The sequence below is a fragment of the Mycoplasma sp. 06067-C1-B144P-99-0482-3 genome (genome assembly GCF_051053925.1).
GTDB classification, from domain to species: Bacteria; Bacillota_I; Bacilli_A; order Mycoplasmatales; family Mycoplasmataceae; genus Mycoplasma; species Mycoplasma leachii.
Window position 1 is genome coordinate 67474 of the sequence record NZ_CP144017.1, and the last position, 12026, is coordinate 79499.

Here is a 12026-nt window from a genome sequence, read left to right on the forward strand (position 1 = left end):
AAAGCTAAATTTTAGTCATTAAGTCTTTTTTTAGTATTGGAGAACAAAAGAAAATAACAATATTATTTTCTATCCTAAACTCTCTAATTACCATTAATCAATATAAATCAGTTTTATAGAAGAAAAATAAAAACTTGAATAAGAGAGTAAAATTACCTTAAATTTTTTTAGATAGTTATCAATATTAAACGAAGGACTTTATTTGAAATGAAACAAATTATAAATTAGATGTAGAATGGACTTGTAAAAATAATTACAAGAATTACAGGAATTGGTTCTATATTTATAAAAATGATACAAATAAGTAGATACTTAATTTTCAATCTTATTATTCTTTATATAAAAAAGTACTGGATAACTAATTCAATTGATCCTAAACATCAAAAAAGATATCTATTTTAAACTATAGATATCTTTTTTTATAATTGTTCAAGTTCTTTAATCATTGAATTAATTTTTTTTAATTTTTTTGTTTTTGTTTTTGATGAAGAATTTTATGTTTTTTTATTATTAAAAAAGTTTACTCTTTTATATGAAAATAATAATTAATTAAGTACATTTCAAATATTTATAATAAAAAAGGTTAATTTACAAAATTATGTTTTTACATGTAAAAAAATTTAATATAAACATTTTTTGCAAATAAACAATGTAAGTTATAGAAAATTAGGTTGGGATTCCGACCTAATTTACAAATAGTATTTTTTAATCCATTACAAATTTAATTCAATTGTATAGTAAAAACGATTCTTCAATATAACATTTATAAAAATATACTTATAATCAAGAACAGGACTATTTAAAAAAATATTTAATAGAGATAGCTCTAATAGAATTATAATTACTTCTAATCCTAAATATTGCAATACACAAATATCATTTATATCAATGTTTGATTTAACTAAAAGAAATGGGCATATATACTCAATACAACAAAAAATATAAAAGAATAAATCTTAAATTTACTCATTTATATTAAAACGATTAGTTAATAATATTTATAGTTTGTACCGAGTCTATAAAATAAAATACAAGAGATTAATAATTTACTAAATTATTTTCCTTTCTTTTTTGCTGCTTGTTCTATTCATTTCCCCATATTTGAATAGCCATCATCTAGAACATAATCATAAAAACCGTCACAGATATCAATAAACCTATATCCATTCACTATTGTATATGGACTTTGAGAAATACTTGTAAGTCTATTTTGGTTTTTTATTCTACCAATACTAATTTCGATAATACCATTTTTTCTCTTTATACTTTCTTGTATTTCATATTGTACAAATTTTCTATTTAATGTTTCACTACCAATGAGAACAACTGTAACACTAGTTCCCATTAACTGTTTATCAATTCATTTTTTAATTGCTAACTCATTTTCAAGTTTGGTTTTTTCAAATTCAGCCTTATCTATAAACCCCGCTTTTTTCTTACCTCTAATAACTCAGCTATTTCTAACTACATTTACCCTTCAAACATCATTATCATAGTGAAAGCTGAAAAAACTTTTCTCGCCATTTTAGTTAAGATCCTTATTATTTAATAAATTAATTGACTCTAGAATATTTTCTACAATTTTGTCTATGTTATCTGTAGTTTCGCTATTTGCTTTCTCAATAGCATTTTTAATTTCATCAATATCATTTGAATATTCTAAATCAAAAATTTGCTTTGCACTACCGCCTGTAATTTTTATAGGAATTGGAATTAACTTTTTTTGATTTGTTAATTGATATTCTTTTATTATTCCTTCTGCGTTATTGTTATCTTTATTTCCAAAAACAAAAATAGCAATACCACATTTTTCTATCATTTGTTCTCTATTTTTCATATAAAGTTCATCTATATTTGCTTTTGAAATTTTATTTTGTGGAAATGGAGCTATAGTTAAATGATCTGAGATTTTCTTATTATTTTTCAAACAAAACTCTGTTATTCCAGAAAGTAAGAAATCGCCAATTCCTTTACCATATCCATTAACTATGTGATAGTTATTTTCTGCTAACTTGTATGCTAATGTATGAAGAAATAATTTGGCATCATTTTCATTTTTAAAACCATCATATTTATCAGCACTACCAGAAATAAAAATTGTTTTTCTTTTGTACATGTCTACAAGAGTTTGTAAAATTTCTGTTATTTCATCATACTCATCAACAAGACAAGTAGATATCCCATAGCGCGCCAAATCTTGAATTTGTAATTTCTGTTTTAAAAGTCTATATTCAAAATCCTTATCTGTTTCATTTTCTTGCTTATTTACTCGTTTCATTATAGAATAGTGTGATCTTGTATTAGATTCTTGCAACAATACTCTAAGCCTAGCAATAACATAATTAAAATTAGGATCGTTAAAACTAAAACCAAGAAAGATAAATGTTTTAGTTAATAAGTCGTCTTCAAGAACTTGTCTGAAAAATTTTCTATTATAATATCCAAATTCTTCATAGTCATTTCTAGTTATGACAGCTTCTTCTGGTTTATCGACATCTCCATGCAATTTATATACTATTGCATCAAAACTTCCATTTGTGATACGCAAATGTTAATCAGTAGTTTTTACAAACGGATTTTTATTTTGACTTTCCAATCCTTTTTCAATTAATTTATCATAGTTAGTTGTTCAAAATGTAGTTATTGGTAATTGAGCAAGTAGTATATGGTTTTTTGTTGGTATATTCATTTTTGCAAAATTTTCTTTAATTAGTTCATCTATTGAACTTCTAAGCTTTATATTAGAATAATACTGGGCTAAATTTACTAAATCATTCTCTTTTTCAATATTAAGACCTATATCTGAAGCAGGCTCTTTAAGTAGATTTGATCACGTCATAAATCCAGAATCAGCAGAGATTCCAGCACCAATAAAAGCCGCTAACTCTTTGGATTGAATAGATTTTTTTAATTTTTTTATAAGTCCTTTTTTGTCAATTTCTCCATTAAACATAATAGTTTTACACCTCTTAAATTTATAAAATATCTAATAATAATTTTATATACTAAAGTCGTTTTACTTAAAAGTTATATTTTTATAATTTAAAAAATCAAAAAACAATAATAAGTTATTTTAAAAATTTTATAAATCAAACAAATGATATTAGAATTATACTCATTAATAAACAAGATATTTACAAATACATAATTTCAATATCTTTATTAGTTGTTTTATTTAATAGGTAATTATAAAGTTCTAATAGGTTATAATATTTTCCATTTAATGGATTATTTAAATTCATTTTTATAATTTCATTTCAACCAATGCCATTATCTAGTGTCGATTTTTAAGCAAATTAATAATAAATAGATTTTTTTACATCTTCTAATACCAGTAATATTTTTTACTTGCTAATTACATTTTTTTGAAATTAACTTGTTTAAATATCGATCTCTTTTAATAACCATACTGATCTTTTAATAGTAATTTATTATTTAAATTCCAACATATAAAGAGTTATCAAAATACATTAGCATAAAAAAATATATGAAACTTTATTGATTTTTTTATGTCATGTTATTGTCTTTCTCAGTCAATATTTCCATTACTAGATCTACCTAAAACAAAAGATGAAGCACTAGACAAAGATTTAAATTCAACATCATCTAAAAGTTTATAATCAAATATAATTTTGTTTTTTATACATTCTTTTCTTAAATTATGAATATGTAAAAGTTTTGTTTTAAAGTGATTAGCTTCAATCATTTCAATATTTGAGTTTTTTAGTACAACAAATTTATTTTCATTAGTTTTTTTACAATAAGCAATTATTTTTTTATTCTTATCATTTCTTCTATTCTTACAAATTCTATATAAAATTTCTTTATCTGTACTATTTAAATTACTCAAGTCTGGTATTTTATTACAAGATTTTCATTCTTGTTTACCATTACTAGATCTACCTAAAACAAAAACTGAAGCATAAGAACTTGAACTAAATTCCTGATCTTGTGATCTTGTTGTAATATTCCATTAATTATTTTTTGCTTAGAAGTTAAATCATCTCTTTTTTCTTTAATTGATTTGAACATATTTTTAAAATAATCAAAATGACTATTATTTAATCTTATTTAAGAACCTGTTAGAACAACTCATTTATCATCTATTTTTATACAATAAGCAGTTAAGATTTGTTTTGTATGCTTATCTTTTTTTTACCATTTTAAAATAATTATTTTTATTAGTTGGGACTGCTACCCTAATACTTATAACTAAAAACAGTGAACTTATTTGTTCACTGTTTTTTTATTAGTTCTTTCTACATATTTTCTAATAGGTCTTATAAAAGCATACATTTCTTGTTCTTTTAAAAATCTAATTAGTTTATAATAAGTAACTTTATTTGGTTTAAAATTTATTCTTCCTAGCTTAACATTAATTAATATTTTAGTAATCTTTTTATTATCAATAATTAGTTGTTTGTTTTCAGAAATAATAGTCTTTAAAGGTTCATTTAATTCATTAATATGATCTAAAATATTTTCAACATTTTCATACTTATTAATTAAAGCTTCAGCTTGTTTTCTTTTTATATATTTAATTCCTTTAATATTATCTGATTGATCTCCTAAAATAGCTTTAATGTCAGCTACTTGATTTGGTTTACATAAAAAATGTTCATAAACTTCTTTTTCTCTAATAATTTTAGTTTTTTCTTTTTTACTAACATTTGTAATTATAGAAGTTTTTTGATTTACTAATTGGTAAATATCTTTATCGTTTGTTAAAATTTGAACTTCATATCCTAATTTATTAGCTATTTTGCAAATAGAACCAATAATATCATCACCTTCATAATTAGATTTTTCATATCAAGTAATATTTGATGCAATTAAAAAATCTCTAGCAATTTGTAATTGAGGTATTAGATCGTTTGGAGTTGGTTTTCTTTTTGCTTTATATTCAGGATATATTTGTTTTCTTCAGCAATTATCATCAACATCAAAAGCAACTATAACTGAATGATATTGATTAGAATTAATGAATTTTAAAATATTTGCTACAAAAGAATAAATGGCATTAATAATAATTCCATCTTTATTTTTAGATACTTTTTTTCTTTTTAAAGTACCATAATATCCTTTATGTAGTAAATGATAACCATCAATTAGTAAAATTGGTTTGGTTTCATTTGTAATCATTGTTATTCAATCCTTACTTTTTAATAATATCACTATAATCAAAAAGTTATACTATTATAACTAAATAGAAATTTTATGAAATTGTAAAATAAAAACTACTTTTTAATTATTTTGAAATCAATAATCTTAAAGAAATTTTGTTCACTTATTTTATTATTAGCTTGAAGTTTATAAACTACATTTAAATTAAATTCTTTGCTAATAATTTCTAAATTATTTAAATTAATTCAATGATTAACTAATTTAATATTTTTAATATCAAAACTAATTTGATAAATATAATATGTTTTAATTTCTAAAAACTTAATATTTTTTAAGATCATACTAGCTGCATTATTATAAGTTCTACTTAATACACTAGCTCCTAGTTTTATTCCACCAAAATATCTAGTTACTAAAATTACAATATTAACTAATTCATTTTTATTAATTACACTAAAAATTGGTTTACCTGCTGTATTTTTTGGCTCATGATCATCATAATAACCACCAATCAGTTTTTGATCATAAATAACATAAGCATAACAATTATGACTAGCATTTAAATCAGAATATTTATTTAAAAATTCTTCTAGTTCTTTTTTTGAATTAATATTTGTAGCTATTGTTTTAAATTTAGAATTTTTAATAATAAATTCATTTTGATAAATTTCTTTGTTAATAGTTTTCATGCTTTATTTTTATAATCTATATAATTAGTTTGCTATATAATTATTATATTCTACAATCTTATTTTCTTGGGAGGATCTAATGGTTTCTGATAGAAGACTGTTAAAAAAATTTGGAAAAATTGCTGATAGAATCATCGCTTTAGAACCGCAAATGCGCCAATTAAAAGATGAAGATTTTTTATTAAAAACACAAGAATTTAAACAAATGTTAGAAAATGGAAAATCATTAGATGATATTTTAATTGAAGTTTATGCAGTAGCTAGAGAAGCAGCTAGAAGAGTTTTAGGTTTAAATGCTTATAAAGTGCAATTAATTGGTGGAATTATTTTAAATTCTGGTGATATTGCTGAAATGAGAACTGGTGAAGGTAAAACTTTAACAGGAATCTTTCCTGCTTATTTAAATGCTTTAACTCAAAAAGGTGTTCACATTGTTACAGTTAATGAATATTTATCAAGAAGAGATAGTGAAATTAATGGTAAAGTTTTTGATCTATTAGGAATTAGTGTTGGATTAAATGGATCATCACTATCAAAAGCAGAAAAAAGAGAAGCTTATAGTAAAGATATTACTTATACAACTAATGCTGAACTTGGATTTGATTATCTAAGAGATAATATGGTTAGTGATTATAGTTTAAAAGTACAAAGAAAATTAAATTATTGTATTATAGATGAAGCTGATTCAGTTTTAATAGATGAAGCAAGAACTCCTTTAATTATTTCTGGAGGAACATCAACAAGAATTAATTTATATAAGGCTGCTAATAATTTTGCTTTAAGTTTAAAAGAACATGATGATTTAGACATTGATTTAGAATCAAAACAAGTTTATTTAAATGAACAAGGAATGAAAAAAGCTAATGAATTCTTTTCTTTAAAAAACTTATTTGCTATTGAAAATACTGAGATTTTTCACTTAATTATGAACGCTTTAAAGGCTCAATTTGCATTTAAAGAAGGTGTTGAATATACAGTTAGAGATAATGAAATTTTATTAATTGATCAATTTACTGGTCGTATAATGCATGGAAGAAGTTATTCAGATGGACTACAGCAAGCTTTACAAGCAAAAGAAAATGTTGATATTGAAGAAGAGACTGTAACTTTAGCAACAATTACTTATCAAAATTTTTATAGATTGTATTCAAAAATTGCTGGAATGACTGGAACTGCAAAAACTGAAGAAGAAGAATTTATTAAAATTTATAATACAAGAGTTATTCAAACCCCAACTAACAAGCCAGTAATTAGAAAAGATGAACCAGATCTAACATTTGGATCTAAAAATGCTGCTTTAAAAAAACTAGTTGAAGATGTTAAAGAAACTCATCAAAAAGGTGCACCAATTCTAATTGGAACTACTAGTGTTGAATCAAGTGAACAAATTGCAAGATATTTAAAAAAAGCTAATTTAAAATTTGAAACTATTAATGCTAAGAACCATGATAGAGAAGCTGAAATTGTTGCAAAAGCTGGAGAAATTGGAGCAATTACTTTAGCTACTAATATGGCTGGAAGAGGAACTGATATTAAACTTGCAAAAGGTGTATCTGAACTTGGTGGATTACGTGTATTTGGTGTTGAAAGAAATGAAGCTAGAAGAATTGATAATCAGTTAAGGGGTAGATCTGGAAGACAAGGTGATCCAGGATTATCAAGATTTTATATTTCTATGGATGACGATCTAATGATGAGATTTACAGCACCAAAAACAAGACAACGCTTTAAAGCTTTAGGTGATGATTATATTAAATCTAAAATGTTTACAAGAGCTGTTACAAATGCTCAAAAAAAACTTGAGGGAATGAATTTTGATCAACGTAAAAATGTATTAGATTATGATAATATTCTAGCTCAACAACGTGAAATTATTTATGCTCAAAGAGATGATATTTTAGAAGCAAATGATTTAAGTATTGTTATTGAAAAAATGCAAATTACTGCAGCTTATGAATTAATTGAAAAACACTCAACTTTAGTTCATGGTGAAAAAACTATTAATAAAAAAGAATTATTAGAAGTAATTGATGGTGTTTTAGTTCCTAAAAATAAATTTAGAATTGATGATTTTAACAATAAAGAAAAAATGGATCTTGCTGTTGAAATTGCTGAAGCTATGATGCAACTATATAAAGCAAGAATTTCAGATATACCTGAAGATGTTGTTATTGGTATGGAAAGAAAGATAATTTTAGATGCTTTTGATAAATATTGAACTAAACATCTAGATATTGCCGGTAAATTAAAAAGTGGAATTTATTTACAACAATATGCTCAAAATAATCCATTAGCTATTTATGTTGAACAAGCAACTGATTTATTTAATAAAATGAAAATTAATATTGCAAATGATGTTGTTGAAAACTTATCAAATGTTATTTTAAAAGTTGTTGAAGATGAAGAAAAACGTGAAGAACGTATTGAAGTTACAGATAAAGATATAGAAGAAATTCTATTAGAAACTGGATTAGAAACTAGTGATATTAATAATAAAGCAATTAATAAACGCTTTGATGAACTAGAAGAAAAATTTAAAGACGATAAACAAAAACTAAAACGTTTAAGAATCCAAAGAGATGTAATGTTAGGTTTAGTTTTAGAATTAGAAAGAAGAGCAGAGATGATAGTTAGTCCTGAAAATGACCAACTAGCTATTACTCAACTAATTAAAGAGTTACAAAATGATATTGATATTGCATCAATTACTGTTGAACAAATTCATCAAAATTTTAATAATATGGTTGAAAAAATAAACGATCCAGAAAAACTAAAACATTTAGTTATAGCAAAAGATGTTTTATTACAACTTGTTGCTAGAATGGATGATATTAAAGAACAAGAAAAACAAACCAAAAAAAAGAAAAAGAAAAAACCTCACGATGATGAAACAACTAAAGTTAAAATAGGTTAATAAAAGTGTTATAAATTTTTGTAACACTTCTTTTTATTAATAAGCATATAATTTTGTTATTTTCTTTTTTTATAATATTTGATAGTATATTGATATGAACCGCTACCTTAAGCGAAAACAAGTAAAATATCAATTAAATATTGATTAGTTATCTTTAATTTAACATATTTTTTAAAAAATTAGAAGCCCAAATTCAAAAAAAAATTAAAAATTTTGCAAAACAAAAACTATGCTCTTATTTTATAAGCACTTTTTTAGATTTTATAATTTTTAATTTATTAAAATTTTATTAAACCTATAACTATTAAAGTTCATATAAGATATTTAAAAATATTAACAGATTAGTAATTTTCTTTTGTTTAACTTAATGCTTGAGTTCTTAGACTTGTTATATCACTTACACCAAATATCAATATTTTTTAAATAATCAAATATTGATTTATAAAACTTTTTATTTGAGTGAATTGTTCCCTTTTTAAGTTGTCCATGAAAACTCTCAATTACAGCATTATCTAAACAAGAATAATTAACCCCCATTGATTGTCTAATGTTGTATTTTAAACAAAGTTTTCTAAACTGTTTTGATTCATAAACTAATGCATGATCTGAGTGAATGATTAAACCTGATATATCAATATTTAATTGTTGATATTTTTTAATTGTGTGTTTTAGGTTTTTAACAACTAAATGAGTGTCATTTTTATTACTTATTCTATAATCTATAATTTCTTTTGAAAAACCATCAATAGTAGTAGAAAGATAGTATTTTTGCTTATTTAAAGTTATATATGTAACATCTGTATAAACTACTTGTCCTTGTTGTTTAAATTGATTAAAATTACGATTAACTAAATCTGGTATATTAAATTTATTTTTACCTGATTTATGATGTGGTGTTTTTGATTTGTTTTTCAACCAACCAACTACTAGGTTTCACTTTCTCATTATTTTTAAAATAACTTTATGATTAACAACTAGGTTATATAATTCAAAAAGTTTTTGTTTTATTTTTCTATAACCTATTAAATTATGATTATTAACAAATATTTTAATAATTAATTGTTCTAATTTACTAGGTTTATTTATATTTACTTCAACTTGTTTTAATCTTTTGTAATATAAACTCTTTGAAACACTAATAGTGTTTAATATTTTATTTATTGGAATATCAAATTCTTTTTGAATTTGATATATTTGGTGAAAAACAGAAATGCTTTTTTTGTTATGTTTTTGTCAAATCTCTTTTATTTTTAATAAACCATTCAAATTCTGTTGGTGTTTAAATAAAACTTTTGCTTGATGATTAATTTTCTTTAATAATATTTTTTGTGTTTGATATTTTCAATATTTAAGTGTGTTGTAGTTTATATTGTAAATACTAGATAATTCTTTTAATGATTTAAATTTAAATTCATTAAATACCTTGTGTTTAAATTCTAAGCTATATTTCATTAACATCACCTATTTGTACTATTTTTGACTAATTATAATATTTGAATATAAGTTTTCACTTATTCTAAATACATAAAATAACAACTTTAATCACAAGGTATATCAAGGTATATATTTAGTTATAATAAAGTACTTTAGAATAAAAGGAATTTAATTTAGTTATTTAGACTTTTTTATATTTAGCAAAATGAGTAGAGTAAGATACTTTTAGTTTCTAATTATTAAAATGTGTTTTAAGGGGTTTAATAATCAAAATAAGGAGGTTTATTGATATGGCAGGTGGTTTACATCAACTCATAGTAAAATACCTTGTAAAATTAGTTTTTAAAGTATAAACAAAATGATAATTAAAAAAAAACACCTAACTTTTAATTAGGTGTTCAATTAATATTATTGATTAATTTTTTTACGTTTATATAGATAAATTGTAGAAGCTAATACACTTATACCTACAACACCACCAACAATTCCTAAAGCAATTGATAGTGTTTTTGTATTGTTTGGATTATAATTTCTAAACTTAGGTGGGATTTGGTGAGGACGATAATAATTTCCATAGTTTCAATTAAAATGACTTCATTTAGTTACATTATTAACATTTCAATTAGAAATATCTTGATTAAAAGCATCTGCTCCATAAAACATAAATTCCATATTAGTTACATTTGAAGTATTTCAGTTTGAAATGTCTTGATTAAATTTATCTGCATAAATAAACATATAACGCATATTTTTTACATTTGATGTGTCTCATTTATCAAGATTTTTTACACTGCTAGATTTAAGCTGTGAAAATGCACCACTTAAATTGGTTATAAATGGTGGTAGATAAGCAGGGACTTCAGTTGTTCATTTATTAAAAGTTGGAATTTGAACTGTACCATCATCAAGAGTTATTCAACCTATTTCAATAACTTTTGTACCATCATATTTGTGGAGTTGTCCTTTTAATTGAGGGTTTGTCTCTTTTTGTTTTTGTTGCTGATAATTGTTTGTTGATAAAACTTGATTAGGATTATTGGTCAGTAAATAACTCCCCCCCGCAACAATTCCAGACAATGTTAATGTTGAAATTGTCAGTAGTGTTAATAATTTTTTCATTATATATAATCCTTTCATTTTTATTATATATATTTTTTGAAAATTTATTATTTATTATATTTTTCTCTAATTTAAGATGGGGTTAACACTATCTAAATTTTTCTGGGATTTGTCATTTTCTGTAATAATTTCCATAGTTTCAATTAAAATGACTTCATTTAGTTACATTATTAACATTTCAATTAGAAATATCTTGATTAAAAGCATCTGCTCCATAAAACATAAATTCCATATTAGTTACATTTGAAGTATTTCAGTTTGAAATGTCTTGATTAAATTTATCTGCATAAATAAACATATAACGCATATTTTTTACATTTGATGTGTCTCATTTATCAAGATTTTTTACACTGCTAGATTTAAGCTGTGAAAATGCACCACTTAAATTGGTTATAAATGGTGGTAGATAAGCAGGGACTTCAGTTGTTCATTTATTAAAAGTTGGAATTTGAACTGTACCATCATCAAGAGTTATTCAACCTATTTCAATAACTTTTGTACCATCATATTTGTGGAGTTGTCCTTTTAATTGAGGGTTTGTCTCTTTTTGTTTTTGTTGCTGATAATTGTTTGTTGATAAAACTTGATTAGGATTATTGGTCAGTAAATAACTCCCCCCCGCAACAATTCCAGACAATGTTAATGTTGAAATTGTCAGTAGTGTTAATAATTTTTTCATTATATATAATCCTTTCATTTTTATTATATATATTTTTTGAAAATTTATTATTTATTATATTTTTCTC

The 12026-nt window shown here is 23.2% G+C and carries 9 protein-coding genes and 1 pseudogene; 1 reads left to right on the plus strand and 9 read right to left on the minus strand.

Annotated elements, in window-relative coordinates; genetic code table 4:
• Window positions 1–1054 precede the first annotated feature (1054 nt).
• From V2P32_RS00305 to V2P32_RS00330, 6 genes and pseudogenes are all read right to left on the minus strand, one after another.
• Window positions 1055–1450: pseudogene (locus V2P32_RS00305) on the minus strand (TIR domain-containing protein); the annotation flags it as partial.
• A 75-nt stretch (window positions 1451–1525) separates the two neighbouring features.
• Complete coding sequence (locus V2P32_RS00310; RefSeq protein WP_434343637.1) at window positions 1526–2548, minus strand: SIR2 family protein; 1023 nt, start codon at window positions 2546–2548, stop codon at window positions 1526–1528.
• A 3-nt stretch (window positions 2549–2551) separates the two neighbouring features.
• Complete coding sequence (locus V2P32_RS00315) at window positions 2552–2953, minus strand: hypothetical protein (protein ID WP_434343638.1); 402 nt, start codon at window positions 2951–2953, stop codon at window positions 2552–2554.
• Window positions 2954–3517: 564 nt separating this feature from the next.
• On the minus strand, window positions 3518–3850 hold the full coding sequence (locus V2P32_RS00320) for a DUF4357 domain-containing protein (RefSeq protein WP_434343639.1): 333 nt from the start codon (window positions 3848–3850) through the stop codon (window positions 3518–3520).
• A 377-nt stretch (window positions 3851–4227) separates the two neighbouring features.
• Window positions 4228–5142 carry a 5'-3' exonuclease gene (locus V2P32_RS00325; RefSeq protein WP_434343640.1) on the minus strand — a complete coding sequence of 305 codons (915 nt, stop codon included), beginning with the start codon at window positions 5140–5142 and terminating at the stop codon, window positions 4228–4230.
• A gap of 95 nt (window positions 5143–5237) precedes the next feature.
• Window positions 5238–5813, minus strand: a complete 576-nt coding sequence (locus V2P32_RS00330) for an IMPACT family protein (protein WP_434343641.1) — start codon at window positions 5811–5813, stop codon at window positions 5238–5240.
• 79 nt (window positions 5814–5892) lie between these two features.
• Here V2P32_RS00330 and secA point away from each other — a divergent pair, with 79 nt between their 5' ends.
• Window positions 5893–8727, plus strand: coding sequence for a preprotein translocase subunit SecA (gene secA / locus V2P32_RS00335; protein WP_011386947.1), 2835 nt, complete (start codon window positions 5893–5895; stop codon window positions 8725–8727).
• A 333-nt stretch (window positions 8728–9060) separates the two neighbouring features.
• Here secA and V2P32_RS00340 read toward each other — a convergent pair whose 3' ends face one another.
• From V2P32_RS00340 to V2P32_RS00350, 3 genes are all read right to left on the minus strand, one after another.
• Complete coding sequence (locus tag V2P32_RS00340; protein WP_041594337.1) at window positions 9061–10179, minus strand: IS3 family transposase; 1119 nt, start codon at window positions 10177–10179, stop codon at window positions 9061–9063.
• Between the two features lie 390 nt (window positions 10180–10569).
• Window positions 10570–11280 (minus strand): BspA family leucine-rich repeat surface protein, encoded by a 711-nt coding sequence (locus V2P32_RS00345; protein WP_434343642.1) that lies wholly within the window; start codon window positions 11278–11280, stop codon window positions 10570–10572.
• An 88-nt stretch (window positions 11281–11368) separates the two neighbouring features.
• Entirely contained in the window at window positions 11369–11959 is a 591-nt protein-coding gene (locus V2P32_RS00350) for a BspA family leucine-rich repeat surface protein (protein WP_434343643.1), read from the minus strand.
• Between the last annotated feature and the right edge of the window lie 67 nt (window positions 11960–12026).